Below are 26,870 nucleotides of genomic sequence, written 5' to 3' on the forward strand. Positions count from 1 at the left end.
CCTTAAACTATTAACGTGGCTAAACTAGCCACCTTAGGCCACCTTTCTGCCGCCTCTCTAGCAACCGGTCCTCTCACTTCGGTCCCTTTAGCTGTTCCATCTGGATTAACTATCACTACAGCATTATCTTCGAAAGATATCCAAGTTCCATCGGGTCTCCTGAATGGCATCTTCTGCCTTATTATTACAGCCTTAAACTTTTGCTTCCTAACGTCCGGGGAACCTCTCCTTACTGACACCATGACTAGATCTCCGACGTTTGCATAAGGTACCCTTCTTAGAGCGCCCCTATAGCCGTAAACGCTTATTATAACTGCCTCCTTTCCTCCGCTGTTATCTGCCACATTAACACTGGTGTAGTTTTGGAGTCCTGGAGTTAAACCTTTCCTTGAGCCTAACACTTGCATCTTTTCCGGCATTTATTTCACCTCTTGCCAAGAACCACGAAAGAAACTGACTTAGCAATAGGCCTAGTTTCTGCTATCACTACCTTGTCCCCTTCCTTTACTTCTAGACAAGAAGGGACCTTAGCATGAATTCTACTCGATCTCCTTTCATATCTCTTGTACTTATGATCATAGAAGAGATACGTTCTCTCAACTACACCCATTTTTTGGGCTCTATTTTTAATTAATATACCCTCTATTATTATACCTCTTACCTTTAAACTCCCATGGTATGGGCAATCCCTGTCATCACACTCCCTAGAAGGAGGGTTGACCCCAGGAATCCCCACGTTCTTTACTTTAACTTGAGACATGTAGTCACCTCAACCTTTTTACAGGCTTACCACCTAAGGCTTCGCCACTTATAGTAATGTGTTGTCCTTTAAAATCTATCTCATATATACCATTTGCTTTTATTATGGTAAAGAAAGTTCTCTTGTCCTTGATGACTATCGTTCTCTCTGACTCGTAGATAATTGTCCCCTCTCTTCCAACAAGAGAGTGATCAGAATAAGCAATTATCTTTAAATGTCCACCTATAAGATCGTAAAATGAAAAATTATTTTTTCTCATTTGACTTTTTCTGAGATAATATAGTATTAATTCTTGCTATATCTTTTCTTATGTTCCTTATGGACGAAGTATTTTTTAAAGTACCTAGTCTAGCCTCGGCTTTCCTTTTAAGTAAATCGGACTTAAGCTCCTCAAGTCTCTTCCTGAGATCTTCTTCAGAAAGGTTCCTTAATTCATTCATTTTTTTGCCCAACTTCCTCCCCTCCAGCTGTTGTATTGGAAATATTGCCGCCCTCATCAATTATTCTTACATTTGTTACTCTAACTTCGGCCTCGGTCGATTCTGATGTAGTTTCTGTCTTCTCTTTAAGCAGTATCTTATCTACTGTCCTAAGTGGTTTAGTTATAACTACTTGGACGCCATATATTCCCATCTTTAGAGTAGCAATCGCTATTGCTCTGTCCACCATGACATCTAATCCGTTTCCCGTTTTGTATACTATCCCTTCTTTCAATTTCTCAAACTTGGCTCTCTCCGAAGTTATCTTGCCGCTTACTATTACCTCAGCTCCTAGAGCACCAGCGTTCATTATTTTCCTTATTGTTATGAAAGCGGCTCTCCTAAAATGATATCCCTTCTCTAAAGTTACTGCTAATCTAAATGCCATTACTCTAGCGTTAAGTTCAGGCTTCTCTGGTTGAGCTACAGTTATTTGCGGGCTTTCAAGGTTAAAGTATCTCTCTAAGATTTGAGCTAATCTCTTTATTGTTTTACCATCTTTCCCTATAATTATGGCCGGTCTACCTGCATATATTGTCACTCTAGTCCCCATGGGCGTTTTACTTATTTCTGATCCGGCGTATTCTGCGTTGTAATATTCTTTAGCTAAGAACTCATCTACCATCACTCTTGTCATTGATTTTTGCAGGAAGTATTTTTTAATATCTACCATATTCACACCTCACCTACTATAACCTCAATATGTGAGGTTCTGTTGTACTTCTTCGTAGCCCTCCCAAAAGCTCTAGGAAGGAACCTCTTAATTAATAACCCTTTATGCGCAGCTATATGAACTATTTTCAATTTATCCTCGTCTAACCCTTTACCTTGAGCGTTCGCCATTGCGTTTCCTAAAGCCTTTAGAACATATCTAACAGCCTTATCTGGATATCTACCGCTCTTCACTTTCCATTTCTTAGATATATTAGACTTATGAGATGCTCCGTGACTATATCTCCAATATGGAAGTGATTCCTTTCTTTCCTGTACTCTTTGTAGAAACTCTTGAGCTTCTTTTACGTTCATTCCCCTTATTGCTTTACAAACGTTATAAAGGTCTTTTATTGAAACTTGAGCATTTTTTATGACAGCCTTTCCGACTCTGTTATCGTCCAGAGGTATATTGGGATAGATCCATGAACCCATATACATCACCCTTTCATAGCCATAAAGAGGCTAGATCTGGTTGCCTTAAGGCCAGGTTCACCATGCTCCACTTTCTGCACTGGTATGGAAAACTCACCAAGATAATGGCCTATCATCTCTGGAAGTATTTGAAACTCAACGAACTGCTTCCCATTATAAACTGCAAATTTTAAGCCTATCATCTCAGGTAATATCACCAGGCTCCTCACATGAGTCTTAATAGGCTTATCAAATCTGTTGTCTCTCCTTGTTTTCCTTATCTTTTCTATTAAGGATCTCTCAGCTGTCGTGAAACCTTTTCTAAGAGATCTTCTCTTTCTAGAAGGCAGAAGTTTAATGAACTCGTCCATAGGCATGTTTAGTAACTCTTCCAGAGACTTACCTCTATATTTAAACTTCTTCCATTCTACGGGTATTATATCTGATGACATCTACAAACCACTCCCCAATACATTATATAAACTCATTTCCTATCCCTCCTTCCTGTTCTACGTGCCGCGATATGACCGACTTTCCTTCCTGGAGGCGTGTTCCTAGCTACTGTGCTGGATCTACTTACGCTTTGATGTAAACCTCCACCATGTGGATGAGAAACCACATTCATTGCAACGCCCCTAACGTTAGGCCACTTAGATGCCCTAACCTTGTATTTCCAATAGTTATTCCCAGCCTTTAGTAGAGGCTTCTCCAGAACACCACCACCCGCTATTATCCCGATAGTCACCAAAGCGTTGCTGTCAATCTCTGTTATTTTTCCTGAAGGCATTCTTACCGCAATTTTATGCTCAGTCTTACCTGTTATAATACCGTATACGCCAGCAGTACGTGCATATCTACCTCCATCACCCCTATGAAGTTCCAAGTTGCACACGTAGGCTCCCTCTGGAGCTTCTCTAGCTGGTATTATGTTACCTGGAGCGGGAGGTGCCCCTTCACCTATTTCTATCTTTTGACCTACGACTAGTCCTTGTACTGCTGGAACATAGAACTGTTTACCATCATCCATTTTTATTTTAGCTACTGGTTCTAACATGCCTGGGTTGTGTAGTATATCTACAATCTTTGCTATATGATGGCCTTGAATTATAGGATATCTAGCCCTCCCTAGTCTTAACCAGCTAGGGCTCCTGAAGTTTATATTCCCCCTTCCAGCTCTTTGTTGAAGTAACTTCTTACCCAATCTTATCCCCTCATAAGATTCCTAGCTTCTGAGCTATATCAGAAGCTTTAAACTCTGGAGAAAGCTTAACGTAGGCCTTCTTTTCTCCGTTAGGTGTAATTAATATGTTCACCTTCTCTACCTTAACGTTAAAGGTCTTTTCGACCTCTCTCTTTACGGTTGTTTTGTTATCGTCTCTATCTACAATTAAGACTAGCGTGTTATTAGACTCTAAGAGCCTCACTGATTTTTCTGTAGAGATACTCTCCCGAATCATTTGATCAGCCCCTTAAATCTGTTCTGCAGAATGTTAATTGATGATTCGGTATAAATTACTAACCTGCCAGGATGACCACCAGGAGCCAGATGAATAACACTTACGTCTTTAGCGCTCACTATGTCTACGCCCGGCAAGTTAAGCGCTGCCTTAACCACTGGTAAACTGTAATCGTGAACCACTAGAAGGGGACCAACAGTTCTCTTGTACTTCCTCCCTCTCATCTTTCCTTTTCCTGCTCTAATTCGTCTATAAGAGGCCCTCTCAAGTTCAGCTTCTAGTCCTAATTTTATTAAGATGTCCTGTAACTCCTTGGTTTTTGAGATTTTCCCTAAATCGTCGACCACTACTAACGGGAGTTCTCCTGTAAATCTGTGTCCTCTTTTAGTTACCACATCCTTTACCGTAGTCGAAGCTAATGCGCTCACAATAGCCATGCGCTTTTCTCTCTCGTTTACCTCTTCATGAATCCTTTCGATTGTTGATGGAGGAAAAGCTAATCTGCCTCCTACCGTATTTGGAGCTAGAGCACCTTCTCCCGCTCCTCTTACACGAGGGACTCTTGCAAGCCCTAGGTTTATACCAAAGCTCTTTGCAGTAGTTCTTTTACCAGCCATAGGATCTCTTCCCTTAGGCTGTAAACCTTTTGTGAATGAGGAGTGAAATACCCTCCTTATTAGATCCTTTCTAATTGGATAGCTGAATATGGAAGGAAGAAGTATTGACTTATTTTTATTTCCAGATAAATCTAATACCTGAATTTCTTTTTCTTGGAGTATATAAAACATATTTTCACCCTTGCTTACTGTTCAAATCCACATATGTGAGTTTGGGAACTGGAAGCTGATTTGAGTAAGGCCTGATTGGATATCTTAGAAATAGAGGTCTCTTTATTGGGCCTATTGTAGAACCTTGTACTAGCAAATACGTGTTCCTAACCAAGCCGTATCTGACGAATCCTCCTTTAGGATTTATTTGATTAATTTCGTCTGAAATTCTTAATATTCTCTTGTTATACTCTGTCCTTCTATGATAACCCATTTGTCCAGGTTGTGGAACGTAACTAGGAGTTCCTAAAGAGGGACCTTTTGTCCCTACTTTCCTGCTCCCTTTTCTATGCTTGTGCCACCTAGGTAGCTCCTGTACCCCATATCTCTTTATAACGCCTTGGAAACCATAACCTGTCGTAACGCCTAATATATCAATTAGCTGGCCTTCATTAAACACATCTCTTACTGAAACGGTATTACCTAGGAGTTTAAGACCTAATTCGAGTTGAGCCTTAGGGTTACCTCCACCGATCTGAATTTCAGCTATATCTGGAGTCTTCTTGCCTAATGAGGGAATCAAATATGGCTGTGTGGAAACCAATAACCTGAAAAAGGATATGTTATCCAGATTAGACTCTATTTTCTTAAGCTGTTGCTCTGTTTTTTCCTTCTGTATTTTCAAACTCTTTATCCTTCTCGTGATATATTTAGACTTGTCGCTCAAATCCCCCCAAACCTCGCCTATAGACATGCTTTCCCCTTTTCCATCAATAGCGTAAGCTCTCAGAGACATCACTAAAATTGGGGGAGTTTCGATCACAGTTACCGGCATATAAATCTCCTTCCCATACATGGAAGAAGATTTGTCTTCATCAATCATATAGACGTGGGTCATCCCCGCTTTGTAACCAATGAAGCCCAACATAACAGGGGATGACGAGTTCAAAACAGGATACGACCTAGGAGACGGTAAAATATCTTCAGATCTCTTTCTAGGTCTAAGACCTGCCGATCCTCTCCTTGGCGAAGACAGCTTTCTATGTCCCATCCTTTACCCCTTCTCCTATCACATCACGCAAATGACCAGTAATAAATTTGATGTATAATAATACACTATACACTTAAGGTAAAGCTCCTTGAAGAATTTAACTGGTTGTCATTTAACTGAGAACTGAGTTTAAGATACTGAGGGCTGAAAACAAAGCTTCCTTAGATCTCACATTTGACGTGCCTTGTTTCGTTATAAAATTAAATGCAGGAAGGTTTTGAAATTTCCTTTTTACTCCGCCTTCTGGTGGACCTATTAAAAGCGTTATGCCCTTCTTTTGATATAACGATTTGAGAAAACTAGAGTTCTCTAAAGGGTTCAGTCCAGATCTACTGGAAACTATAACGTTTTCCATGTTATTAATATCTCGTTCTGATATAATTTCTAATACAGGGCCGTCATAAAATATTGAAATATACCTTGTCATCTTACATTCTTCAGAGTTGATCATAAGCGCTACTCCATCAGAACATGTGCATCCCTCTATACCCGTATCCCCTCTCTCAATTTTCCTTATCTCGCCTTCCACCTTATCTGTTGAGACTGTATGATATGGAATATTGATTGGATATAACAAACCCGATTTGGTTAGATCTCTGTCTTTACCTACATATTTCTTAAGGTATGGTGGCTTGAGTGAATACTTAATCAGTTTTCTTATTATTCGAATATTTTCCGATTTAGACGAATCTATTAAATATATTTTTGATACTCTATATATTATTAAATTCCTAATAAAATCTGATATTTCTATAGTAAATGCGCTAAAATTATTACGGAGTCCGAAAGTATTAGAATAGACCGCTACGTTTAGAGGATGTGTCCTTGGAAAAGGGAACATTAACTAGACCTTTTAATACCAATAACGTACTCCTCTCCCTCAATTTCCCAGATGTTTATTTTATCTCCGTCTTCCTTCCCTATTATTATCTCTCTGGCCCTAGTCTCAGAGGAAATGTAGTCCTTATATTTCTGGATTAAAGCTTGCTTGTCAGCAGGTGGAACAATATTTACGTTTATATAATCAGTTACGTTTAAATTCATTAATTTCCTCATATATTGTATTCTTCTAATTACATCTCTGATTACGCCCTCCTCTTCTTCCCTTTCACTAATCTCTCTAGGTAAAATAATAGCGCCTCCTTCAAATGAGGCTGAAACGTATTCAGGTTTCACTTCCTCTATAACGTGAATATGGGACGTGTTTAATTCAACTTCAATTCCATCTATAGATACCCTATGACGACCGTGGAATATAATATCCTTGGCTACAGATTCCTTCTGACTCTCTATATACTCTATGATCTTAGGAGATAACCTCTTATATTGCCTCCCTATCGCACCTCTGTCAGGCTGTACCTTCAACTCGCTGAACTCATAAAAATTGGACATACCATATATCTTAACGTCTTTTGAGTTTAATAGTGTTTTTACTAATTCTAAGTTATTAGATAAAGTGTTAACTAAATCATTATCTTTGAGGAAAATATAAGATATAGGAACAGGCCATCTCAATTTTATATTTGCTTTAGCCCTAGCGTTTAAGCTAGCCTCCGCTATACTTTTTATTAAATCAACGGTTCTCTCTACGTTATAATCAACAAGGTCTCTCTTAGGCTCTGATATAGTTTCCATCGATACCGAAAGCTTCTTATCAGAAACTACAAAATTCTGATATACTTTTTCAGCGAAGTACGGTATTATTGTAGACGCTAAGACAATCCATTCCTTTAGCAAGTGATAGAGGATCGTGTAGAGGACTTGTTTGTCTCTACTTGTTCCCTCCTCCCAGGCTCGTTTCCTTGCTAATCTCAAATAAAATCTACTTACATCTTCTATTATGAAATTCATGAGATAGTTAGCAAGATCGTGTACTTTATAATCCTTCATTGATTCTTCTATCTTTTGGCGCATATTGTAGAACCTTGAAATTATCCATCTGTCTTCGGTTCTAGCATATCTCAAAGCGTCTTTCATTTCCATATCTCTGGGGTCGAAGTTATCTAAGCTCATGTACATTGTCACAAATAGGAAGACGTTCCACACTATCTGAAGGTCTCTCTGAGCCATCTCCAGACTCTTCCATGAGAACTTTACGTCCTCCCAAGTCGTGTTTCTTAACAAAGTTAATCGAAGTACATCTCTGCCTAGCTTCTCTATCACAACAGAAGGCTCTACATAATTACCTAAACTCTTGTGCATCTCCCTCCCTTGTTCGTCTAGCATAAAACCGTGAACCAGAACAGCTTCGTAAGGCGCTCTATCGTTAAGGATAACTCCTGACCTTAACAAACTGAAGAACCATCCTCTCAACTGGTCATGACCTTCTAAGACTAAATCGACTGGTCCTAACTCTTTCCATTTTCTTTCCCATTCCTCTCCAAGACTAGAGAAAAACGCTACCCCACTGTCAAACCACACATCTGCTACATCCGAGACCCTCTTGGAGGAAGATCCGCACTTTTCGCATTTTATAATTACATTATCTATCCAAGGCTTATGCAGATCTTTCGGAACGTCGTTTACAGCTCTTTTCCTCAATTCTTCAAGACTCCCTATAACGTTAACATGCCCGTTATCACAAATCCATATAGGAAGAGGATTACCCCAGAATCTTTGCCTACTTATCACCCAGTCTCTAATCTCATTTACCATGTTTCCTATCCTAATTTTACCCCACATAGGTATCCAGTTTACCCTTTCTATTTCAGCTTCTAACACAGTCTTTAGCTTGCTAACCTTAATGAACCATTGATCAATAGCCCTTAAAATTATAGGGGACTTACATCTCCAACAAATCGGATATCTATGAATTATCTTCGTAGAAAATAGAAGTGCACCGTTTGATCTCAAGTCATCAATTATCACATTCGACGATTCTCTCACGTTCATGCCTTTATACTTACCAGCCTGATCAACGAACTCTCCTCTATCATTAACTAGCATGACAACGGGCATCCCGTTTAATCTACCAATTTCAAAATCTGCATCTCCATGCCCAGGGGCAGAATGCACTAAACCTGTACCGTCTTCAAGCGTAACCTTATTTCCAGCGTCTATAACAACGTGATATTGATCTAGATTTTGCTGGGCCAAGACAAGGTTTTTCAGAGGATGTTCATACTTAAGTCCAATGATCTCTTCGCCCTTAAAAGTCCTGATTATTTTGTATTGGGCTATTTTGGCTTCCCTCATTACGGGTTCCACTCTTTCCTTTGCCATAATGTAAATCTCATTGCCAACTAACACCTCGGCGTAATCATAATCTTTATTTATCATAATGAATACATTAGAAGGCAAAGTCCAAGGCGTTGTAGTCCATATTACCAAGTACTTATTTTGAGCCCCTACAACTTTAAACTTGACATAGATTGATGGATCCTCTATGTCTCTGTATTCGGATACCTCATAATCAGATAGAGTAGTCTCACATCTAGGACACCAATGTAGGACTTGTACATCTCTTTCCAATAGTCCTCTTTCATACGCTTTCTTTATAACAGCCCAAGAATTACTAATAAAAATTGGATCCAAGGTTAGATATGGATTATCCCAATCCATGAAAATTCCTACGTTTTTGAAATTATCTGACATGGAGTTTAAATTGGTTAATGCAAAATCCTTACACATTTCTACAAATTTTTGTACACCTATTTTATCTAATATATCCCTTTTTTGAGAAACGTTAAGTTTCTTCTCAACTGCAACCTCTATTGGCAAACCATGCGTATCATAACCTGGCTGATCATGTACCTTAAATCCTTGAATTCTCTTATACCTTAATATGGCGTCTTTAATTAACTTATTCCAAATGGTGCCTAAATGAGGAACGGGTGCTGAAGGATAAGGCGGGCCGTCTATAAATAAAAATTTTTTAGGAAATGTGGAATTATATTCTTTCAGTTTTTTATATACGTTATTGACTTTCCAGAACTCTGATATCTCCTCCTCTATTTTCAGAGGTTCGAACTTTGACTGTAGTGACTTGATAGGAGATGAGTATGACACGGAAAACGTATACAAAACTAGAATTTAAAAACGCTACGTTATCCTTCTATAAATCTCTTCAATCATATCGCTCAACTTTGAAGATCCTCCTACGTCAGGTGTAAGTTTTTTGCTCTCGCTATACACGTAATAAATTGAGTTCGTTAAAGACCTGGCAGCCTCAAGATACCTTTGGTTCTTACTTAACTCATACATCCTCTCTAACATCATGCTTACCGATAAAAGGAACGCTGTCGGGTTTACGATCCCTTTTCCTGCTATATCAAACGCTGCACCGTGAACTGGTTCGAATAAGGACTTCTTCTCGCCAATGTTAGATGAGGGAGCCAGACCTAGGCTCCCCGCTATTTGAGAAGCTTCATCGCTTAAAATGTCCCCATATACGTTAGTGGTTACTATGACATCGAACATTCCAGGGTCCTTTACTAGATTGGCCGCCGCCGCATCCACATACATTTCATTATACTCAACGTTTCCCTTTAACACGTCTCTACACGATCTAGCAAATAGTCCATCCGTTACTCTCATTACGTTGGCCTTGTGTACGCATGTAACTTTTCCTCTCCTTTTCCTAGCGTACTCTAAAGCCACCTTAGCTATCCTAACTGACGCTGTGGTTGAAATTATTTTAAGGCCTACGGCAACCCCTTCACTTATCTCGTGTTCAATCCCTTTATAAAGATCTTCTGTATTTTCTCTCACTATCAACACGTCTACATTACCGTACTTGTTAGGAACGCCGGGAATTGACTTAGCTGGACGTATGTTAGCGTACATATCATACATCTGTCTAAGTTTAACTACGACGTCCATAGCGGATTCTCCAACTGGTCCCTTTAGTATCATGTCAGAAGATTCAATTACCTTCAGAGTTTGTTTAGGTAAAGCCTCTCCATACTTAGATAAGGCTGCGTCTCCGGCTTCTACCTCTATAAAGTCTATCTTAAGGCCGTAGATTTCAATTAGTTTAGAGAGTATCTTTTTTGAAGAAAAATATATCTCAGGACCTACTCCATCTCCTGGAATTACCGAAACTCTGAAACTCATGTAATGCGTTAATTAATCTAGCTTATAACCTTTGGACTTCAGAGACTCTGAGATCTCATTTACATATTCGCTTAAATGAGGGCTAGTTCTATTGATTACGCCTATTTCATATTTAATTATATCCAGTAATTTTTTTGCTTCTATCTCTGGTAATAAATCTATTCTTGTTATATGTACTAATAGATCAATGAATAGCCCATCTCCTCTAGATAACGCCCTTTCCGTACAACTTCCTAATTCTTCAATGAAAATAAGGGAGAACTCGCTTGGAACACCTAATGAAATTTGACTGCATTTAGCAATCAAAATACAGTTTATAGCATCGACGATTGGCAATCCATAAGAAACGGAACTACCCTTCAGCTTTCCTGATAAACCTAAATAAAATAGTGTTGGATCTTGAGAAATATGGATTGAACAATAAGGATACAAAGTTATGTTCCTTAGCGTCATAGAGCCAGGATAGAGTCTAACCCTAATGTCGTCGAAGAATCTCAGACCTATTGGGGATACATTATCTGAGATACCTGAAGTTCCGAGCAACACCTCATAAATACCTTTATGAGGAAATACGTTTAAGTTACTGGTTATCAAGGCAGATTCTAGTTAGGGGGTTCAAGTTAATGAAAATTGACTATTTACTTTCTGGAGATCCTAGAGAGAGAAGAAAAATTGATGAACTCAAAGGAGAAATTGAGTGTGTAAGCGATGAAGTTAAAGTTTATGAAGAACGAGTGTCGTTTTGGGAAGTTAGACATTCTGAGATCGTCATAAACGGAAATAAGGCAATTCACTTAGCTCTTCCATACAGCCCAGTTACGGCTTTGAAGGGTTTGCTTATTGAAAGCCCAATTGAGTGTGGTCCAGGTAGAATCTTGATAGACAGGAATGAATCAATTGAAATGATATACTACAACATTTTACTTGCAAAAGAAAGAGGATGTGAAGCTGTACTACTGACGAAGGTTAGAAAAGCCGTATCTGTTTCACCTCCATATTTACAGGACGGTCCTTCTCTTCCTCCTTTACCGTTGGCATGGATAAACTATCCAGTAAAAAGAGGTTACCATATAGAACTAAACTTAGACACCAGAGTAAGAAACTCTTCCAGTCTCTCCTTGCACGCTATTAAGCACGGTAACGAAAGGAGGGTATTACTAGTTACTAAACATGATAATTGGCTGAGCGAGGACCAGACATATTTTCATGTCTTCAATTTATTTAAAAAATTGAATTCAAAAACAAATAACCAGTGGGAACTTTTATCTATGTCTGGAACCGAAAGTGGGTCACCTGGTTTCTCCTCGTTATTCTGGAACTATGTTCCTCGCATTCTTAGTCCCAAGTTTTCCGACATAAGTTTAATCATAGAGCTAAAACGAGGAAATGGAGAGATTAGACGCAGTCCCGGAACTAAGAGTGCTCACCTTGATCAAAATCTCATTGAGCCAAGTTCTATCTCATTCGAATTTTTAAGAGAGGGTGTTCCTTCCGTAGTTTATGACATCAACGATAATTGGTTACAAAGTAGGGATAGTTTCGACCACATCTTTAAACTTATTCAAAAACATTCGTCGCTGGATTTTCATTTCTCGTTCACACAAATGATAAACGACTTAATCTATGATTATATTATTTTGCCTCCAGAGTTAAAATCAATTTTAGTCAATTTAGAAAACGTAAATATAAATGAGCTAAAACCTTTTTTCAAATTATTTGGCAGATATTTATACCTACCTGGAACTATGAAATATGCTTTGTTTCACCATCTCGTTTCCATTAGAAAATCGCACCTATATGAACACGTTTTCGCTGAAGGTTATCCAGCGTTCCATATCAGGAGACATGAATCTATGAACAGCTCATACATATCCGAACTTGATAGGGCCACAACTGAGAAATATATGGATACAATATACTATATGCTACATGAACTCCTCTAGCTCTTTAAGGCTGGATATTACAAAATCTGCATATAGTTCTGGATACTTCACTGAGTTATACCGATCTACTAGGATGCTCTTTATATTAGCTTTTTTAGCGGCTAGGCAATCCTTAACTGGATCATCACCTATCATTACGCAATTCTCCTTTCTTGCTCCTAAAGTCTCACATGCTAGAATAAAAGGTTGAATGCTTGGTTTGGGTTTTACATTATCTTCTCCACCAATGATTATTATGTCAAATCTATCAATTAGTGGAAATTTTGCCACCCTAGCTCTTTTATTTCCACTATTTCCGTCACTGTTGGTAACTAAACCCAGTTTGTATCCCTTTCTTTTCAGGTAATCAACTATATCAATCGCGTCGTCAAAAGGAGGTGTGTTTTGCGCTATGGACCAGTATAAGGTAGTCCACTCTTGCAATTGGTCTCTATCAACATCTTTTACTCCAAGTTGATTTAACGCTTCAACCCACCAAACGTCTCTATCATATGTTCCTTCCGAGTCAAATTTTTGGGCTATACTTAGAATTTTCTCCCTAAGGTATTGTAGGGATGTGCTGGGGACATTATTGTCTATTAAGAAGTTATAAATATCTTTAGATACCTCTTCTATCGCTTTCTCAAAAATTGGCTTCGAATTAACGAGCGTATTATCATAATCAAATAAAATTGCCTTTGAGCCTGCAAAAAGATTGAAATCTTCCATCCTTCTTCACGACAAGAAGTCCTCAACCTTAGGTAACTCTTTCGGCAAGCCTTTTCTCTCTCTTATTTTTAGAACAACATCAGTTAATATGCTATCTGGAACTGGAGCCCACTTGCTAAATTCCGTTCCCCAAAAAGCTCTTCCCCCTGTAGAGCCTCTTAAATCGCTAGCTAACTCATAAGATTCCGAAACTGGAATTTCAGCTAAGACTCTAGCCACATTACCAGTTTGTGTCATGTTAAGTATTTTACCTCTCTTTCTGCTTAACACTGCAGTCACGTTTCCTACGAACTCCATAGGAACTCTTATATCCAGCTTTTGCAAAGGTTCTAAGAGTGTTGGCTTAGACATGAGCATTGCCGCAAAGATAGCGTTTCTTACTGCGGGATAAATCTGTGCAGGCCCTCTATGCGCCGGATCTTCATGTATCGTTGCGTCGTGCAGAACTACCTTAACTCCTCTTACGGGTTCGTGAGCCAGTGGACCCTCCCTCATAGCAAGCCTATACCCTTGAAGGAGAGTATCAATTATCTCTCTTAGATGCTGAACTCCACTAGTCGCATCAATAAGAACATTCACATTTTCGTCTATCGCAACTATCTTCTTAGCTTCATCGTAATCCCAATCCGCCTGATCTCTTAATATTTTTGCCATTTCCTTAGAATCCATATCCTCCTTTATTGTACCATTTGAGATCAACTCTATTGTTTTATCATTTAATGGTTCTACGCTTATATAGAATTTATTGTGTTTATTTGGCGATTTACCCTCAAATACTTGGCTCTTATTTCTCACGCTTTCCCTATATACTACAATAGGAGGTGTGGTTACTACGTCTACGCCGTAATTATCCTTTAGGAGTTGTAGAGATACCTCAACATGGAGGAATCCCATTCCAGAGAGTAGATATTCACCTGTTTCCTCGTTTATTTTAACTACTAGGTTTGGATCTTCAATACTAAGCTTTCTCAGTGCGTCTATCATCTTAGTTAGGTCCTTAGGGTTCTTAGGCTCAACTGCAATAGTTACGACTGGCTCAGATACGTAGTGTAACTTCTCGAAGCTCCCCTGAAGATCTTTAAATCTGACATCAATTAAAGTCTCGCCAGATCTAGCTCTCTCTAAACCTAGCACGGCAGCAATGTTACCTGCAGGAATCTCGTCAGCTAGTTCTCTGAATTGTCCCATGTATATACTTACCTGTAAGACTTTTTGAGGGGCTTTGGCATTAACTAGCCAAACTTCACTTCCTGGCTTGATGGTTCCGGAGAACACTCTGCCTGTAGCTACTAGTCCTGCATGAGGATCTACCTTCATGTCAGTTATCATCATCACAACAGGTCCATTCGGATCTGCCGCGAGCATGGCTTTGGCCAATTCATTATCTAAATCTCCCTTCCAAATCTTGGGAATCCTATATTTTTGGGCCTCTACAGGATTTGGAACGAACTTGATTACTGCATCTAAAAGCGCTTCATTGATTGGAACTTGAGATGCTAACTCATTTATCTTGGTTTTATCAGAAACTGAGTAAGCATCAATAACATGTTTCATGTTAATCCCTTTCTTCTGTGCCATCGGTATACTGAAGCCCCATCTATCCTTAGCTGATCCAAAGACTACATTGCCTAATGATGGATTAATTGACCATTTTTCTTTTAGATCAGGCTCAGCATATATATTGATTAAATTATTTACCTCTTTTATTATATCCATTAACTTTTGCATCATCTCTTGAGGCCCAAGCTTCAATTCTTTCACTAATCTATCGACCTTATTTACAAATAGGATAGGCCTAACTCTCTCCTCTAAACTTTGCCTTAGTACCGTTTCTGTTTGCGTCATAACGCCTTCTACCGAATCGACCACTACAATAGAACCGTCTAATACTCTGAGGCTCCTAGTAACTCTCCCGCTAAAGTCTACGTGACCTGGAGTATCAATCAAGTTTATTACGTATCCTTTTCCCTCAACTTCATGATAAAGGCTGACGTTAGCTGCTTTTACTGTTATACCTCTCTGTTGCTCTACTGATAAATAGTCTAAGGCTAGAGCCTCCCCTGCAACTTTAGGTGATATTATACCTGATGCCGCTAACAGCTGGTCGCTAGTTGTTGTTTTACCATGATCCACGTGAGCTATAATTCCTATATTCCTTACTCTAGTCCTATCCTTCATAAGGCTCAGGACTTGTTCAGATGTCTTATACTTAGGCAAACCGTATCACCTGATAGCGTAAGCATGTAGTACTATAAGACAGGAGTATTAAAGTGTGATTATGGAGGTTTGGAGCAAAAGAGTAGTGAAAACATACATAATTCCTAGCGGGCGTTATATAAGAGGATAACATCTCTTGGGATTTATATAATTTAAATCTATAGAATTTTAGAAACAGTTCTTATCTGGTATTCCTGAAATAAATACGCCAGGAAAAACAAGTACGTATCGAATCTTACTTCACGAAATCGGTAATCGATGAAGACTTATTGGTGTTGGAGTTAGAAAATTTAGTATTTAAGATTTTATATAGTAGCTCAGCCTTTTTTCTACTACCTAAAATTTTTTCGAAATCTGCTATATTGCCATTACACATGTTTCTCACAGTAGAGAATTCTTTCAAAAGTTTAGAGGCAGTTTTTACACCGACTTGTGGTAAGGACTGAACTAAGTAGAGCTGCATTTCCTCAATTGATTCAAATTTAGGCTTGCTATGTAGGGAGATAGGCTTTCTCTCTAAATCTTCTTGATATTTTCTAGCTAATGTAAATAATATCTCTGAAGATTCGCGCTTATTAGAAGAAAACAGGACGTTTACATCGTAATCTACAACAGCTGAAATTAGAGCTGAGTTAAATAGCTTGCTCTTCCCAGAAACTGACTTAGCTGTCTCTAGATTTCCTTCAACCAAGATAAATGCTTTCGTGTAAGCTTCTCTTAACCTCGACAACTGATCAAAGAACCTTTTATCATAAATCGAGTTTATAAGATCATAAACACTTTTCCTCTCCACTGCCACTCCCTCTGATACAACGTAATCGCCGACGGACAACTGTTGAGTAAATAAAATAGCTCCGAGCTCTTTTAGTAAATCTGGGATACCAGATTGAAATTCTCTAGAATCTACATAAATCCTTGGCATTACAGTTCATTAGTACTTTACATGAAAAAATATTAAGCCTTTGGAGGTGAGCTACCCTGGGTACCTTGTGGATAGTACTTCTGTACAAGTTCGTTTACCTTTTTCTGAAGGTCTTCAAACTGCTTTCTAAGCAACCCTTCTTGCTTCTGATAAGTTCTACTCTTCAGCTCTAACAACTCCTTTCTCTCATTAAGTTCGTTCTGAACGTTGGTTCTCTCTTGTTTTACTAAAAGATTGCCTACTATCTTGTATACAGGCGCATCTTGAGGAATGTTAGTTAGTTCCTTGAGAACTTCATTGACCTCTCTTAATTCTCCTTCTATAACACTTTTTTCGTAGGTAAGTCTCTCTAATTGATTTTGTAATTGTTGTAGCTTTAAAAGTTGGGTTTGGAGTTCAGGAGGAATCCTTTCTGCCAATCCAATCTACCTCATTTAGTGTACTTATCACACTGTAGATCCAGAATATATAAGAATTCATTATAGCTCTACACCTGGAAGCTGTCTCACAGGAAATTGTGATCTCATCATCGCTTAGTTTAACGTAATGTTTATCAATATCTTCTATTAGTAGCGCGTCTCTAACTAAGGATCTTACTTCCTTGTCTAGCCCCTTTAGAGAGATGTTAATTGTTATCATCATTAAGTCCAATCCTTGCTATTTCTACACCTTTTTTGTTAATAAAACTGATCTTACATATACTATCATACCATACTTTCGCCATAACGTTACATTCATAAGATCTTTTAGCGCCCATATCTATAAGAAATGATGCAACGTTAAAGCATTGCCAAGCCATATTCAGCAAACAAAGGCTTCTTCTAGTGTTATTCAACGAAATAGGTTCGTAATCGCTTCTTAGGCTCAACTCGCTTATTTTGAACTTATACAAAAGGTGCTCATATGCTACGTCATAAACTTCGATAGAGCCAGGATTTCCTTTGCTAGTATTTACCACCACTAATAATATTCCCCCCAATACCTTACTCGCTATAAACATTTCCTCTAATTTTCTCTTTCCTCTATTTATTTTCAGGGAATCAGGAAAAATATATTCTAAATAATTTAAAAAACTTCTTGTGCGATTTGACGTGTCCCTAGAACTCGTTATGAGAACCCTAACTCGGGGTATAGGCCTGACCAGCCCATTTAGCTCCACATTTCTTGCAACTCCATATACCTGATGCTACTCTATATACTTTACCTGGAGTTTTACAAACTGGACATGTATGCTCCGAATATCTTTTACTCATTATTTCGCTCCATTTTTTCCTAAGCGAGGAACCGTATCTAGCAGCAAATCTGCCTGCTATCTTTGAGCTATTTTTAGCTGGCATTATTATTCACTACCTTTATTCCCATTATATTTTTAAAATCTTCTAACATTTTTTGACTAACCGTACGTGAAGTGTTCTCAGCGATTTCAATTTCTTGTTGGCTAAAGCTGCCTTCTCCAGACTTCTGTATCCCCACTATATGCCCGTCTGGAATATAAGAGAACGATATCTTCGCATCCATTATTCCTTCCTCTTCTAGATCAGGATCGACGACTAGGAACTTACCTAGTTTAGCTATAGTAACAGTAGCTACAGGATACCTGATAGGAAAGGGAGTAGTTTTATCCTCTTTGACAATATTTATGGTTCCATTATCATTTACAATCCTAGGAAGTTTGGTATCATAAAGAGCTGCTACAGCAGATAACGTACAAGCGTCCAAGATGTTACCGCCATAATCTAGGACAGATATATCTACCCATACCGTCCAAACCCTCTTACCCGGCTCTATTACTAATGCTGATAAGTCTACTGCTTTAGAGTCTCTCAAACTTCTATCAACTACCCTTGAGAGCTCAATTGCATTTTCGTCAGGTGGACCGGGCTCGAAGGTTTCATACGCTAAAGGCAATAGCTCTGCGTTAACTACTAAGTTACCTTGATTAGGAGTATCCGAGTATGGCTCGTCCTCTTCTATTTTCACGCCTGCCAACACTGTAGTATCACCAAGTTTCACCAATGCCGAACCGTCTGCCTTTTTGGCATACCCAAGGGTTATAGACAAAGGCCTATAATCATTAAATTTCCTCCCGTCGTTTCTACTTCCTCTTTCCAAAAGCGATATTATACTTTCTTTCTTTATTAACGGGACCACATTCTCTTTAGTTGGTGTCATCGACATCTTATGAACCCTCCTCCCGCATCTCGGCGAATTTAGATTTAAGCACTTCTTTCTCCATACTATAGATTGTGTTAATTCCCTTGTACGCTAAATCTAGCCCTTGTTTAAACTCTTCTGGTGTCATATGACCGTTTAACTGAATTAATGTTATTTGACCCAAAGATGGCATCATGGCAACCGGCATGTCCGCCTCGCCCCACATATCTTCAGGCTCATTCAAATCCAATACAACCACTCCGTCTGCTTTTCCAACAGCTACGGCAGCTATTGCATCTCTTACTGGTATTCCAGCGTCTATTATAGCCAAAGAAGCAGCCATTAAAGATGCTAATCGTGTACCCGCGTCTGCCTGAATAACTTCCATAAATACATCTATTGAAGACCTTGGGAACTGTTCAACAAGTACAGACGATTCTAACGCTTCGCGAATAACCTTCGAGAGTTCTATCTCTCTTCTACTAGGAACTGGACTTTTCCTCTCGTCAGTAGAAAACGGAGTCATATGATATCTTACTCTTAAAGTAGCTCTATTAGGTAAGGCTAAATGTCTAGGATGCATCTCTCTAGGGCCATATACCGCGGCAATTATTTTGGTGTTTCCTACCTCAACTAATGACGATCCATCCGCATTTTTTAGAACGCCAATTTCCATCTTCATTGGCCTTAGTTCGTCCGGTCTTCTTCCATCAAGCCTTCTTCCATCATCAAGTATTAGTTTGGGCTTCTGAACTTGTAACACTCTTATCACCTAAAGATTCTTTTATAAGTTTTTTAATTCTATCAGTCAGACCCTTTGTGTGAGACTCCTGCTCAATTGTCCTGATTGCGGTTATTAGTATTTTTTCTTTCTCTATAGAAGGACAATTTGCCCATACCCTCCCGTTTTGGGCCACTATCAGATCGCATCCAGTTTCAGTACTCAGTGTGTCCATCATGCTCCTGCCCTTTCCCACTATCCTAGGAACTTTTACTGGAAGCACATCTATTACCGTCCCTGTAGATACCCTACCAAGTCCTTTACCTTTTACTGAAAGGGTTGGATCGCTTGTCCTATCAAAGCTCTCTAATTTTGCTATAACGAAGTCACCAACATCTATGTATCTCCTTAGATCTTCACCTACATTCGCTGGTCTCCCTAATAACGAGGCCGCTGGTAGGTAAGCCGAATAGGGAGCTTTTATATCCACAATCCAACCATATTGCTCTACATCTTTTACCAGAGCTATTACTGTATCACCTATCCGCGGATAATAGTGAGAGCCCTCTAGCGGTATAACTTCAAATACTGGCTCTTTTATTTCCAAAATACCTACAACAGAAGCAAAATATTTATTGCTTTGCTTGATTATGTAAGGGGACCAAGGTATCTGAAAATTCCCTTCTGCTATTAAATCCCCAGGTACAACTATCGACTTATCTTGCAGATATATTTTATTCTCACCCGACATTTCACTTCACTTGGATAACTCTAACTTCTACTTCTCCTTTAGTTATAGAATTTAACTTATCGATAATGTCTTGCTGAGCTCCTGCTGGTATCTCTATCTCTGCAACTAGTGTACCGTCATTAAGCCAAACCGTTTTTTTGACACTACCTAACGAGCTTAAACTCTGTTTAGCCTTGCCAGAATATTTCTGAGGAATCTTAACCTCCAGGATGGCTCTTGCAACCTTAATTGGTATCACTTTCGTGAGCTCGTGTATGATCTGAAGAGCCTGAGCTTCTATATCTTTGTTCATGTCAATTTGAATCCTTGCCTGTTCCATAGCCATTTCAAGTCTAGCCGGAGGAATAGGCAGGTTAGTCTTAGGATCTATAGCATTTCTGTGAATAAAATCTATTATTTGCCTTCTTTTGGTCTCTAGGAGTTCCTTTCTTTGTTCAGCAGTAACAGGAATTTCTCCTTTGAGGATAATCTCTTTCGAAACTGTTTCAAAGTCAGTAGTGCCGAACACTTTCTTTAGAGAAGCTGGAGATGCCTTAAGCCCTTTCTTAACATCCTTATAGATTGTGTCTGAAACAACTATATCAGATAAAGAAATGCCTTTTCCTTCTCTAAGCTGCATTGCCTCTTTAGGTTTCACAAGAATCTCGAATCTTTCTCCATGAGATTCGAACTTCGCTATAACATAATCCTTTGGTCCCATATATTTTAATCACCATACTTTATATCTTTTGAATGTAACTAGACCTCTCTTCTGTCCCCATCTTCCTAAATTGGCCATCTTTTGTGGCAAAACCTATTTCTACATTATTTGGGCTCAGCTTCTCCCCTGGCTTAAGCGTAGCCTTTAATGCGTTTAGAGCTAAGAGAATGGTATCTTCAACGGTCAGGTCCTCTTTATAGTTCTTTTCTAGATAATCAGTTGCATTATATCCTCCCTGTCCTATCGCTACGGCCTGATATGGCATGAATTGGCCGCTAGGTTCGGTCATGAAAAGTTTAGTAACCCCTTTATCTACCCCTCCTACTATAAGGGCTACACCAAACGGTCTAACTCCACCATGTTGAGTGTACATTTGTTTAACGTCTGATATTAGCTTAGTCAAGTAGTCTATACTGATAGGTTCGTCATAAACTAATCTGTGCTGTAGAGATGAGTTCCTGGCATAATCTATAAGTATCCTACCGTCTGAGGCTAGTCCCGCAAAACTGCAGCCTACATGATCATCAAGCAGAAATACCTTTTCTATACTATCAACGTCTAATAGCTGTGAAGCTTTTTTCTTCTCTCCTAGGATAACCACAGCGTTTCTAGTTTTCACTCCTAATGTAGTCCATCCCTTCTTTACTGCCTCAAAGGCGTAGTCTACTTGGTACAGAGACCCGTCGGGCGAAAATATTGTTATTGCCCTATCATAACCCATTGCGGCTGGTCCAAAAGCCATATATCATCAATTTATACGATACCTAGAAGCTAATAAAAGTGTCATAATCAGATCGTCGCAGGGTTCATCATAGCGCAGTCTGGAGCGGCGTCATCATCTAGAACGTATGAGGCTCTTAGCCTTTTTTAAACTTCCGGTAGTTTTGTAAGGTATTAGGAGAGTTTCAACTCCATTTATTGATTTCACAAAAGGTAACGAAGCTATGACCATTTTGTATCCTATCCTATTAGTGGATATTATGCCCATCATGTTATGAGGATCAAAAAAAATCACATGTGGTGAAGATAAATCAAGCCACATTTTTCCTCCTAAGTATGAGACACCGTCCTTTATGGATTCCTCTATTGCTTGAGGAGATATATCCTGTTTATTTGATATCAATCTAAATATAATATATCTCTTTTTATTTTTCGATAACTTATATCTTCTATTCAGATCAATCTGAAAAGATTTATTTTTTAATTTTAAAATTAAAATAAATGTTATTATAGATAACCATAATATAATTATTATATTAAGATATGTCTGATACAATATTAAACAGCTCCATTGGATATCGACTAATCCAGACGATCGCCCTCGAGGATGACGCACCGTGAATCAATAAATAATTAAATAAGCTTAGCGGAGGCCAAACGTCTGAAATAGTTGATGCGCAGGATGAAAATACAATCTTTATATTATTATATCCCCACTCTATACTTCTTCTTATCAATTCGGAAGAAGATTCGTTTAATCTAATCTCAATAAACTTATTTTTAATTTTTATTAAATGTAAGAGATTTTTTTTCAAAAGATGATAATTGGTTCTATCCAAGCTTATTCCATGTATTCTATAGTCGTTTAAGGCTTTGACTAAATTTTCCCTTGATGAAGGCTTGAAAAACAGTATTTCGTTGGTTGAAGTCGTAGAAGGGTTACTCACACCACTGTAAAAAGTCCTTCTTATTCTAATGTCTTCTCCAGCTTCCGAAGCTGCGGAGTACTCTAACACAAACTTGCTAAAACCCAAGCCTTTCATTACGTCAATCAGTCGGTTGTTACGTATACAGGTTTCCACTAGCAATTTGCCTCAGGACCTCCCTAAATTTTGCTATATCGTCTTTGAGACTTATAGTGATCTTTATTACATCCTCTCCGTCTTTAAGTACAACTCTATTTCTTGATATCAGTTCCTGTTTATCAATCCTTAGGTATATCCTATTCCCCTGAGATCTGCTTTCCAGTGTTGATAGTAAGAAAACTATATCTCCCTTATCAAGTTTTGAGATTATTCTTTCAGTTACTGCTGTAGCTTGTTTACCTTCGAGCTCTACTCTATAAGTAAGTATAGGATCGCCGTAATGACCAGTCACCTTAGTTTCGATCACGTTTAGTCCTTCAATATTACCTAAAAGCGAGTTCAACGATTGAACTACTTTCTGTTCACTTTCAGTAGAATAAGAGAAAATCGAAGCGACTAACTTATTGACTTTCATTGTGTCTACTTGCCTGGAATTCTATCATAACTCTGCAATCTATAGTACTTACTTGCTTCGTGTCTTCTCTTTTGTTCTCTCTCCTTCCTTTTCTTCACTATTTTTTGATGTTGTGTCCCTCTTAGCCCACGTGATTTTAGCAAACCTCTAGTTCTTCTACCCGCAGAGGTTAAACCCCTAAACACTCTCCTAGTGTTTGCAGGGTCCTTTAACCACTTGAATCTGGGATCGGAACTAATAACTGGATTATTTGGATCGACCAGTATTATCTCGAAATATTTGTATTTACCGTCCTCCGCAACATAATAACTTCCCAAAACCTCTAGGTTTGGAAATTTTCTGGCCGCTTTCTCCTCAGCGATGAACTGTAAACTTTTGGCTGGCGAATATCCATAAACGCCCATCCTTTTAGGACGTCTTCCGCTATTTGGCCTTTGTTTGTCAAGCCCACCCTTCTCTACTTTTACCCTCGCTATAACGATACCTTGTTTCGCTTTATAACCTATGGCTCTAGCTCTATATAACCTTGTAGGCTTTTCTATTCGCGTAACCGTGTTCTGATTTCTCCATTCAATAAGCCTCTGCCTCATTATAGTTTTCTTCCAATCCTCACTGGACCACGTCTTCTCCATCAAGGAATAAGCTGAAGCCACCATAAAACCTCTCCTATAGAGCTAATGTCAACGGCTTAAAAAACTGAGCGGTACCTTATTATTGAAGATAATAAAATGATAACTATCGGTCTCATTGGTAAAACCAACGTAGGGAAAAGCACTTTCTTTTCGTCCGCTACATTAATTGATGTAGAAATCTCTAACAGACCGTTTGTTACTATAGAACCTAACGTTGGAGTAGCTTACGTACGTAAAGAATGTGCACATACTAAGCTTGGAGTGAGGTGCAATCCAAGGAACTCAATTTGTATAGGCGATTATAGATTCATTCCTGTTAAACTGGTTGATGTAGCTGGACTTATTCCAGGAGCTCACGAAGGAAAAGGTTTAGGTAATAAATTCCTTGACGATTTAAGAAAAGCCGACGTTCTAATTCATGTAGTTGATGCTAGCGGTTCCACTGATGAAGAGGGACGTCAAGTATCTCCCGGCACAAGAGACCCTGAAGAGGACATAAAATTCGTTGAGAATGAGATAGATGAATGGTTTTATTCAATTATAAGTAAAGAATGGGATAAATTTGCCAGAACAACGGACCTTAGTAGTAAAGACGTACCTGAGTCGCTTCTAACCAAAATATCTGGATTGTCGGTGAACAGGAAACAGATAATTAAGGCATTGAAAACTACAGGACTAGATGGTAAAAAACTCCTTCTATGGAAAGATGAAGACATTAGATCTTTCAGCTCCGCTTTACGCCGTATATCTAAACCTATTGTTATAGCAGCAAACAAGGCTGATATGCCTACAGCAAAAGAAAATATCAATAGACTAAAAGCCAAATATCCTTTTGTAATACCTGTTAGCGCAGAATCAGAGCTAGCGCTTAGAAGAGCAGCAAAAACTGGTCTAATTGACTATATCCCGGGAGACTCTAGCTTCAAGGTGAAAGGGACTATAGATAAGAAAAGAGAAAAAGCTCTAGAATTCATAAGAGATACTGTTCTTAACGTGTATGGAAACACGGGGGTCCAGCAGGCTCTAAATGATGCAGTGTTCGGTGCACTCAACATGATTCATGTCTATCCCGTAGAAGACGAAAGGAGATACACGAATAGGGATGGTGACGTCTTGCCAGATGTATTGCTTCTAGAAAATGGATCTACACCAAGAGACATGGCTTTCTTGATACATACCGACTTAGGTAAAGGGTTCCTGTACGCCATTGAAGCAAAAACCAAAATGAGGATTGGAGAGGACTACATTTTAAAAGATGGAGACGTAATTAAAATTGTATCGACTTTATCTAGAGGCTAGAAACTGGTAGACTAAAACGGGTTTACTATTAAAACCTAAAGAATTTAGGGTAAGCACTCATCTTAGTCCAAAGAATTCTCCTCTTCTAACATCTCTGTTCACAACCGCACCTGGGTAGATTCTAGCGTAAGAACCTATCTTCACACCCGGTAGAATTGACACATTAATTCCTGTCCTAACATGTGCTCCTATTATTGCTCCTAATTTCTTTCTTCCGCTATTTAACCTTTTTTCCTTGATATTAACGTATATATCTCTCTCATCAAATCTCAAATTCGCTATTAAAGTTCCCGCGCCAAAGTTAACATCCTCGGCTATTACACTGTCCCCAACATAGCTAAGATGAGGTATCTTTGTATTCTCCATGATTACTGACTCTTTTACTTCAACAAAGGATCCAATCTTAGAGTTACTGCCTATAACGGTGTAAGGCCTTATATATGCGTTCGGTCCTATAGAAGAATTCTTCCCTATATAGACTGGACCCTCGATAACGCTTCCATGTCTAACTATACTTCCTTCCTCTATAACTACTTCTCCTTTAATCATTACGTTACTCTCAATATTCCCCATTACACTACCATGAATACCGTTTAGCTCAGTCTTGTTCACCTCAATTATATCCCAGGGTCTACCCACGTCCTTCCAGACTGCGGAGGTCCTTACTACCTTCACTTTATTTCGTCTTGAGAAGTTAGTTAAAGCGTCTGTAAGCTCATATTCCCCTCTAGAAGAAATCTGCAGTTTATCTACAAATTCAAAAAAGTCTGGTGTGACTTTAAATATTCCTCCGTTAATTAGATTCGATGGAGGAGACTGACTCTTTTCTATTATTCCACGTAGGTAACCACCCTCGTCTATCATCAGCGAGCCATATTCTCCAGGATTAGGTACTTCAGCTCCTAATATCGCGCTTTCCTCCTGAGTTATGACGGCTTCTATCGATTCTTTTGTTGTATATATATCGCCATATATTATTAAAATGTCATCAGAGAACTTAGGAACGTAGAACAGTGCTCCTCCCGTACCTTTTCTCTCTCCTTGTTTTACGAAACGAACATTGTTAAGCTTATAGAAGAAGGCCTCATAACTCTTTTCTAGCTGATCTGGGATTATAACATAAATATCAGGATTTTGTAATAATTCCCTTACAAACCTCAACGTTCTTTCGATTAACGTCTCGCCTAAAATTGGAATGAAGGGTTTAGGTCTGGTATCAGTTATCGGTTCTAGTCTCTCTCCCTTACCCGCTGCTAGCAGCACTACTTTCAACTGTTTGTGTAACCTCCTTCTCTGACTCCTTGATTAATGGCACTAAGAGAACCTTAGATTTCTCTATCTCAGCTTTCCTTAACGGGGCTATTTTCTTCGCTTCATTAAAAATGTTATTTGCTAGGTTCCCGAAAATCATTTCCTGTATGAATTCATCGAACGTCTTTCCTTCAGCAGACTTCTTGACTACGTCCTCCATGATCTTCCTTATCACTGTAGCCTGATCCCTGTGGATCCTGTATGCGGTGAGCGCAAGCGTCTTTATCCTTAAAGTGTAACCGTCTTTCGTTGTGATATCAATGACCTTATTTATTTTAGAGCTTTTCCTCCTAACTAAGGATCTGATGTAATCTCTGGACAACTCATGACCAGCAAATTGTGTAAATAGCCTCTCTCCTTCATTTCTGTATATCTTAAAGTATATATGAACATAAACCGTACTAAAATCGCCTGTTAAATCGTAGAGAGTGGTTTCCACTTTTCTTCCAATGGCCTGTGAAACTTCAAATGCAGGCGTTGAGCCTAACGATACCTCACCGAAAATTTTCGGTGAGTAAATAGAGAACCATTTCTTCATTCTCCACTTATCCTTAATTTGACCTGTACCGCTTTTGCCGCTTGATCTAGATGACATTAA

General features: G+C 38.8%; 35 protein-coding genes. 2 read left to right on the plus strand and 33 right to left on the minus strand.

Features of this window, described 5'->3' with window-relative positions; genetic code table 11:
• Positions 1 to 2 precede the first annotated feature (2 nt).
• The 15 genes from MCUP_RS09280 to MCUP_RS09350 form a co-directional block, all read right to left on the minus strand.
• Positions 3 to 419: a 50S ribosomal protein L14 gene (locus MCUP_RS09280; protein WP_013738557.1), complete on the minus strand. Its 417-nt coding sequence runs from the start codon at positions 417 to 419 to the stop codon at positions 3 to 5.
• Positions 420 to 424: 5 nt separating this feature from the next.
• Positions 425 to 760, minus strand: a complete 336-nt coding sequence (locus MCUP_RS09285; RefSeq protein WP_013738558.1) for a 30S ribosomal protein S17 — start codon at positions 758 to 760, stop codon at positions 425 to 427.
• 4 nt (positions 761 to 764) lie between these two features.
• On the minus strand, positions 765 to 1,019 hold the full coding sequence (locus MCUP_RS09290) for a ribonuclease P protein subunit (RefSeq protein ID WP_013738559.1): 255 nt from the start codon (positions 1,017 to 1,019) through the stop codon (positions 765 to 767).
• On the minus strand, positions 1,006 to 1,200 hold the full coding sequence (gene rpmC / locus MCUP_RS09295; RefSeq protein WP_048057655.1) for a 50S ribosomal protein L29: 195 nt from the start codon (positions 1,198 to 1,200) through the stop codon (positions 1,006 to 1,008). Before rpmC ends, MCUP_RS09290 begins: the two co-directional genes overlap by 14 nt.
• Complete coding sequence (locus MCUP_RS09300; RefSeq protein WP_013738561.1) at positions 1,193 to 1,912, minus strand: 30S ribosomal protein S3; 720 nt, start codon at positions 1,910 to 1,912, stop codon at positions 1,193 to 1,195. Before MCUP_RS09300 ends, rpmC begins: the two co-directional genes overlap by 8 nt.
• 2 nt (positions 1,913 to 1,914) lie before the next feature.
• Positions 1,915 to 2,385, minus strand: a complete 471-nt coding sequence (locus tag MCUP_RS09305; RefSeq protein ID WP_013738562.1) for a 50S ribosomal protein L22 — start codon at positions 2,383 to 2,385, stop codon at positions 1,915 to 1,917.
• Between the two features lie 5 nt (positions 2,386 to 2,390).
• The gene (locus MCUP_RS09310) at positions 2,391 to 2,816 is read right to left on the minus strand and encodes a 30S ribosomal protein S19 (protein ID WP_013738563.1); all 426 of its coding nucleotides are present in this window, start codon (positions 2,814 to 2,816) and stop codon (positions 2,391 to 2,393) included.
• A 32-nt stretch (positions 2,817 to 2,848) separates the two neighbouring features.
• Entirely contained in the window at positions 2,849 to 3,565 is a 717-nt protein-coding gene (locus MCUP_RS09315; RefSeq protein ID WP_013738564.1) for a 50S ribosomal protein L2, read from the minus strand.
• Positions 3,566 to 3,575: 10 nt separating this feature from the next.
• Positions 3,576 to 3,821: a 50S ribosomal protein L23 gene (locus tag MCUP_RS09320; RefSeq protein WP_013738565.1), complete on the minus strand. Its 246-nt coding sequence runs from the start codon at positions 3,819 to 3,821 to the stop codon at positions 3,576 to 3,578.
• On the minus strand, positions 3,818 to 4,609 hold the full coding sequence (gene rpl4p / locus MCUP_RS09325) for a 50S ribosomal protein L4 (RefSeq protein WP_013738566.1): 792 nt from the start codon (positions 4,607 to 4,609) through the stop codon (positions 3,818 to 3,820). Before rpl4p ends, MCUP_RS09320 begins: the two co-directional genes overlap by 4 nt.
• 4 nt (positions 4,610 to 4,613) lie before the next feature.
• Positions 4,614 to 5,639, minus strand: coding sequence for a 50S ribosomal protein L3 (locus tag MCUP_RS09330; protein WP_013738567.1), 1,026 nt, complete (start codon positions 5,637 to 5,639; stop codon positions 4,614 to 4,616).
• Between the two features lie 112 nt (positions 5,640 to 5,751).
• The gene (locus MCUP_RS10170; RefSeq protein WP_237697994.1) at positions 5,752 to 6,216 is read right to left on the minus strand and encodes an RNA methyltransferase; all 465 of its coding nucleotides are present in this window, start codon (positions 6,214 to 6,216) and stop codon (positions 5,752 to 5,754) included.
• Between the two features lie 263 nt (positions 6,217 to 6,479).
• Positions 6,480 to 9,629, minus strand: a complete 3,150-nt coding sequence (gene ileS / locus MCUP_RS09340; RefSeq protein WP_048057795.1) for an isoleucine--tRNA ligase — start codon at positions 9,627 to 9,629, stop codon at positions 6,480 to 6,482.
• A 51-nt stretch (positions 9,630 to 9,680) separates the two neighbouring features.
• A complete protein-coding gene (locus MCUP_RS09345) occupies positions 9,681 to 10,694 on the minus strand; it encodes an isocitrate/isopropylmalate family dehydrogenase (protein ID WP_013738570.1) in 1,014 nt (337 codons plus the stop codon).
• Positions 10,695 to 10,706: 12 nt separating this feature from the next.
• On the minus strand, positions 10,707 to 11,240 hold the full coding sequence (locus MCUP_RS09350) for a DUF447 domain-containing protein (RefSeq protein WP_237697995.1): 534 nt from the start codon (positions 11,238 to 11,240) through the stop codon (positions 10,707 to 10,709).
• A 77-nt stretch (positions 11,241 to 11,317) separates the two neighbouring features.
• Between MCUP_RS09350 and MCUP_RS09355 the strand changes: the two genes are divergently transcribed.
• The gene (locus tag MCUP_RS09355; protein ID WP_013738572.1) at positions 11,318 to 12,637 is read left to right on the plus strand and encodes a hypothetical protein; all 1,320 of its coding nucleotides are present in this window, start codon (positions 11,318 to 11,320) and stop codon (positions 12,635 to 12,637) included.
• Here MCUP_RS09355 and MCUP_RS09360 read toward each other — a convergent pair.
• The 16 genes from MCUP_RS09360 to MCUP_RS09435 form a co-directional block, all read right to left on the minus strand.
• Entirely contained in the window at positions 12,620 to 13,345 is a 726-nt protein-coding gene (locus MCUP_RS09360; protein ID WP_013738573.1) for an HAD family hydrolase, read from the minus strand. The two genes, MCUP_RS09355 and MCUP_RS09360, sit on opposite strands and share 18 nt — an antisense overlap.
• A gap of 6 nt (positions 13,346 to 13,351) precedes the next feature.
• Positions 13,352 to 15,562 (minus strand): elongation factor EF-2, encoded by a 2,211-nt coding sequence (locus MCUP_RS09365; RefSeq protein WP_013738574.1) that lies wholly within the window; start codon positions 15,560 to 15,562, stop codon positions 13,352 to 13,354.
• Positions 15,563 to 15,797: 235 nt separating this feature from the next.
• Positions 15,798 to 16,484: a 3'-flap repair endonuclease Xpf gene (gene xpf / locus MCUP_RS09370; protein ID WP_013738575.1), complete on the minus strand. Its 687-nt coding sequence runs from the start codon at positions 16,482 to 16,484 to the stop codon at positions 15,798 to 15,800.
• A gap of 32 nt (positions 16,485 to 16,516) precedes the next feature.
• Positions 16,517 to 16,903, minus strand: coding sequence for a prefoldin subunit beta (locus MCUP_RS09375; protein ID WP_013738576.1), 387 nt, complete (start codon positions 16,901 to 16,903; stop codon positions 16,517 to 16,519).
• Positions 16,881 to 17,126 carry a hypothetical protein gene (locus MCUP_RS09380; protein ID WP_013738577.1) on the minus strand — a complete coding sequence of 82 codons (246 nt, stop codon included), beginning with the start codon at positions 17,124 to 17,126 and terminating at the stop codon, positions 16,881 to 16,883. The genes MCUP_RS09375 and MCUP_RS09380 overlap by 23 nt, the downstream gene beginning before the upstream one ends.
• On the minus strand, positions 17,110 to 17,643 hold the full coding sequence (locus MCUP_RS10040) for a hypothetical protein (RefSeq protein ID WP_158305262.1): 534 nt from the start codon (positions 17,641 to 17,643) through the stop codon (positions 17,110 to 17,112). Before MCUP_RS10040 ends, MCUP_RS09380 begins: the two co-directional genes overlap by 17 nt.
• Positions 17,603 to 17,821 carry a 50S ribosomal protein L37ae gene (locus MCUP_RS09390; RefSeq protein WP_013738578.1) on the minus strand — a complete coding sequence of 73 codons (219 nt, stop codon included), beginning with the start codon at positions 17,819 to 17,821 and terminating at the stop codon, positions 17,603 to 17,605. Before MCUP_RS09390 ends, MCUP_RS10040 begins: the two co-directional genes overlap by 41 nt.
• On the minus strand, positions 17,811 to 18,662 hold the full coding sequence (rrp42, locus tag MCUP_RS09395; protein WP_013738579.1) for an exosome complex protein Rrp42: 852 nt from the start codon (positions 18,660 to 18,662) through the stop codon (positions 17,811 to 17,813). Before rrp42 ends, MCUP_RS09390 begins: the two co-directional genes overlap by 11 nt.
• Position 18,663: 1 nt before the next feature.
• Entirely contained in the window at positions 18,664 to 19,401 is a 738-nt protein-coding gene (rrp41, locus tag MCUP_RS09400) for an exosome complex exonuclease Rrp41 (RefSeq protein WP_013738580.1), read from the minus strand.
• Positions 19,367 to 20,110: an exosome complex RNA-binding protein Rrp4 gene (gene rrp4, locus MCUP_RS09405; protein ID WP_013738581.1), complete on the minus strand. Its 744-nt coding sequence runs from the start codon at positions 20,108 to 20,110 to the stop codon at positions 19,367 to 19,369. The genes rrp41 and rrp4 overlap by 35 nt, the downstream gene beginning before the upstream one ends.
• Position 20,111: 1 nt before the next feature.
• Positions 20,112 to 20,810 (minus strand): ribosome assembly factor SBDS, encoded by a 699-nt coding sequence (locus MCUP_RS09410; protein WP_013738582.1) that lies wholly within the window; start codon positions 20,808 to 20,810, stop codon positions 20,112 to 20,114.
• A 19-nt stretch (positions 20,811 to 20,829) separates the two neighbouring features.
• The gene (psmA, locus tag MCUP_RS09415) at positions 20,830 to 21,552 is read right to left on the minus strand and encodes an archaeal proteasome endopeptidase complex subunit alpha (RefSeq protein ID WP_013738583.1); all 723 of its coding nucleotides are present in this window, start codon (positions 21,550 to 21,552) and stop codon (positions 20,830 to 20,832) included.
• 93 nt (positions 21,553 to 21,645) lie between these two features.
• Positions 21,646 to 22,086 carry an Rpp14/Pop5 family protein gene (locus MCUP_RS09420; RefSeq protein WP_048057657.1) on the minus strand — a complete coding sequence of 147 codons (441 nt, stop codon included), beginning with the start codon at positions 22,084 to 22,086 and terminating at the stop codon, positions 21,646 to 21,648.
• Positions 22,067 to 22,573 carry a hypothetical protein gene (locus MCUP_RS09425; protein ID WP_148230935.1) on the minus strand — a complete coding sequence of 169 codons (507 nt, stop codon included), beginning with the start codon at positions 22,571 to 22,573 and terminating at the stop codon, positions 22,067 to 22,069. The genes MCUP_RS09420 and MCUP_RS09425 overlap by 20 nt, the downstream gene beginning before the upstream one ends.
• 19 nt (positions 22,574 to 22,592) lie before the next feature.
• Positions 22,593 to 23,030 (minus strand): RNA-binding domain-containing protein, encoded by a 438-nt coding sequence (locus MCUP_RS09430; protein WP_013738585.1) that lies wholly within the window; start codon positions 23,028 to 23,030, stop codon positions 22,593 to 22,595.
• 5 nt (positions 23,031 to 23,035) lie between these two features.
• Positions 23,036 to 23,686 carry a 50S ribosomal protein L15e gene (locus MCUP_RS09435; protein ID WP_013738586.1) on the minus strand — a complete coding sequence of 217 codons (651 nt, stop codon included), beginning with the start codon at positions 23,684 to 23,686 and terminating at the stop codon, positions 23,036 to 23,038.
• 72 nt (positions 23,687 to 23,758) lie between these two features.
• Here MCUP_RS09435 and MCUP_RS09440 point away from each other — a divergent pair, with 72 nt between their 5' ends.
• Entirely contained in the window at positions 23,759 to 24,961 is a 1,203-nt protein-coding gene (locus MCUP_RS09440) for a redox-regulated ATPase YchF (RefSeq protein WP_013738587.1), read from the plus strand.
• Between the two features lie 57 nt (positions 24,962 to 25,018).
• On the opposite strand, the gene spn is transcribed toward MCUP_RS09440, so the two are convergent.
• Positions 25,019 to 26,233, minus strand: a complete 1,215-nt coding sequence (gene spn, locus MCUP_RS09445; protein ID WP_048057659.1) for a bifunctional sugar-1-phosphate nucleotidylyltransferase/acetyltransferase — start codon at positions 26,231 to 26,233, stop codon at positions 25,019 to 25,021.
• Positions 26,205 to 26,867: a 30S ribosomal protein S3ae gene (locus MCUP_RS09450; RefSeq protein WP_013738589.1), complete on the minus strand. Its 663-nt coding sequence runs from the start codon at positions 26,865 to 26,867 to the stop codon at positions 26,205 to 26,207. The genes spn and MCUP_RS09450 overlap by 29 nt, the downstream gene beginning before the upstream one ends.
• Positions 26,868 to 26,870 lie beyond the last annotated feature (3 nt).

It is taken from the genome of Metallosphaera cuprina Ar-4 (genome assembly GCF_000204925.1).
In the GTDB taxonomy this organism is placed as follows: domain Archaea; phylum Thermoproteota; class Thermoprotei_A; order Sulfolobales; family Sulfolobaceae; genus Metallosphaera; species Metallosphaera cuprina.

Bases quoted from the DNA above. Each gene is read 5' to 3' on its own strand.
- MCUP_RS09280 (WP_013738557.1), bottom strand. From the start codon at position 419: ATGCCGGAAAAGATGCAAGTGTTAGGCTCAAGGAAAGGTTTAACTCCA.
- MCUP_RS09285 (WP_013738558.1), bottom strand. From the start codon at position 760: ATGTCTCAAGTTAAAGTAAAGAACGTGGGGATTCCTGGGGTCAACCCT.
- MCUP_RS09290 (WP_013738559.1), bottom strand. From the start codon at position 1,019: ATGAGAAAAAATAATTTTTCATTTTACGATCTTATAGGTGGACATTTA.
- rpmC (WP_048057655.1), bottom strand. From the start codon at position 1,200: ATGAATGAATTAAGGAACCTTTCTGAAGAAGATCTCAGGAAGAGACTT.
- MCUP_RS09300 (WP_013738561.1), bottom strand. From the start codon at position 1,912: ATGGTAGATATTAAAAAATACTTCCTGCAAAAATCAATGACAAGAGTG.
- MCUP_RS09305 (WP_013738562.1), bottom strand. From the start codon at position 2,385: ATGGGTTCATGGATCTATCCCAATATACCTCTGGACGATAACAGAGTC.
- MCUP_RS09310 (WP_013738563.1), bottom strand. From the start codon at position 2,816: ATGTCATCAGATATAATACCCGTAGAATGGAAGAAGTTTAAATATAGA.
- MCUP_RS09320 (WP_013738565.1), bottom strand. From the start codon at position 3,821: ATGATTCGGGAGAGTATCTCTACAGAAAAATCAGTGAGGCTCTTAGAG.
- rpl4p (WP_013738566.1), bottom strand. From the start codon at position 4,609: ATGTTTTATATACTCCAAGAAAAAGAAATTCAGGTATTAGATTTATCT.
- MCUP_RS09330 (WP_013738567.1), bottom strand. From the start codon at position 5,639: ATGGGACATAGAAAGCTGTCTTCGCCAAGGAGAGGATCGGCAGGTCTT.
- MCUP_RS09345 (WP_013738570.1), bottom strand. From the start codon at position 10,694: ATGAGTTTCAGAGTTTCGGTAATTCCAGGAGATGGAGTAGGTCCTGAG.
- MCUP_RS09355 (WP_013738572.1), top strand. From the start codon at position 11,318: ATGAAAATTGACTATTTACTTTCTGGAGATCCTAGAGAGAGAAGAAAA.
- MCUP_RS09360 (WP_013738573.1), bottom strand. From the start codon at position 13,345: ATGGAAGATTTCAATCTTTTTGCAGGCTCAAAGGCAATTTTATTTGAT.
- xpf (WP_013738575.1), bottom strand. From the start codon at position 16,484: ATGCCAAGGATTTATGTAGATTCTAGAGAATTTCAATCTGGTATCCCA.
- MCUP_RS09380 (WP_013738577.1), bottom strand. From the start codon at position 17,126: ATGATGATAACAATTAACATCTCTCTAAAGGGGCTAGACAAGGAAGTA.
- MCUP_RS09390 (WP_013738578.1), bottom strand. From the start codon at position 17,821: ATGCCAGCTAAAAATAGCTCAAAGATAGCAGGCAGATTTGCTGCTAGA.
- rrp42 (WP_013738579.1), bottom strand. From the start codon at position 18,662: ATGTCGATGACACCAACTAAAGAGAATGTGGTCCCGTTAATAAAGAAA.
- rrp4 (WP_013738581.1), bottom strand. From the start codon at position 20,110: ATGTCGGGTGAGAATAAAATATATCTGCAAGATAAGTCGATAGTTGTA.
- MCUP_RS09410 (WP_013738582.1), bottom strand. From the start codon at position 20,810: ATGGGACCAAAGGATTATGTTATAGCGAAGTTCGAATCTCATGGAGAA.
- psmA (WP_013738583.1), bottom strand. From the start codon at position 21,552: ATGGCTTTTGGACCAGCCGCAATGGGTTATGATAGGGCAATAACAATA.
- MCUP_RS09425 (WP_148230935.1), bottom strand. From the start codon at position 22,573: ATGAAAGGCTTGGGTTTTAGCAAGTTTGTGTTAGAGTACTCCGCAGCT.
- MCUP_RS09430 (WP_013738585.1), bottom strand. From the start codon at position 23,030: ATGAAAGTCAATAAGTTAGTCGCTTCGATTTTCTCTTATTCTACTGAA.
- MCUP_RS09435 (WP_013738586.1), bottom strand. From the start codon at position 23,686: ATGGTGGCTTCAGCTTATTCCTTGATGGAGAAGACGTGGTCCAGTGAG.
- MCUP_RS09440 (WP_013738587.1), top strand. From the start codon at position 23,759: ATGATAACTATCGGTCTCATTGGTAAAACCAACGTAGGGAAAAGCACT.
- MCUP_RS09450 (WP_013738589.1), bottom strand. From the start codon at position 26,867: ATGTCATCTAGATCAAGCGGCAAAAGCGGTACAGGTCAAATTAAGGAT.